Source organism: Vibrio sp. 2033 (assembly GCF_033339735.1).
The window spans coordinates 1-687 of the sequence record NZ_JAWOVC010000370.1 but is presented as its reverse complement, the minus strand read 5'-3'; the positions used below and the strand labels follow the sequence as shown (position 1 = coordinate 687).

1 protein-coding gene and 1 pseudogene are annotated in these 687 nt (G+C 42.5%); one reads left to right on the top strand and one right to left on the bottom strand.

Annotated features, from left to right (window positions below; all coding sequences use genetic code 11):
- A pseudogene (locus tag R7P74_RS29985) lies at window positions 1–72 on the bottom strand (spondin domain-containing protein); the annotation flags it as partial.
- Between the two features lie 220 nt (window positions 73–292).
- Between R7P74_RS29985 and R7P74_RS26655 the strand changes: the two are divergent.
- A partial coding sequence (locus tag R7P74_RS26655) for a hypothetical protein (RefSeq protein WP_318123661.1) occupies window positions 293–687 on the top strand: 395 nt, incomplete at its 3' end.

The following is a 687-nucleotide window of genomic DNA, read 5'->3' as shown; positions in this document are numbered from 1 at the left end:
TTGAGCTGATGCCGCGCCAACCGCCAGAGCAACAGACGTCATGACAAGACTAAGTTGGGTACGTTTTTTCATTGTGAATCCATCCTTTTATGAGAGTGAAACCCAAGCCCTTGAACATCGTCTTTTGTTGGCTTGAGCAGCATTGCTTTCGAACGTTTGTCATTCTTGTCTTTAAGCATGACGAGCAAATATCTCGGTAACTTCATCGAATTCTCATAAAATTCTCACAACTTCTTATCTCTTTCATTCCGTTATAAAATAGCGTCCATCCGTTCCCCAAACGCACATTAAAATGCTCAACAATTTACTTACTGCATACTATGGAGAAATCTACGGTATTGCCTTTTTCAGTCACTATCTCAACAACTACAAACAGGCAGAGCAACGCGCGCTTTGGCAAACTTTAGTCGACGTGGAAAAACTGACCGCTGAAAAACTCAAACCTGTTTTGCAAGCACATGGAATGGAGATAGAAGACCGTCATCAAGAAATGATGGAAAAAGGTCTTTCCGATGCAGAAAAGTGGATCGATTTACCTTGGTCAGAGCTGGTTGCCACGCTACTCAATTGGGTTGAGCCGTACGAAGTGACATACCGAGAATGGCAAACTCTCGCGATAGAGAAGAATTCAAACGCTGTCAATTTTCAAACTGCATTTGATTTAGTCGCAGAACATGAAACCGCCAT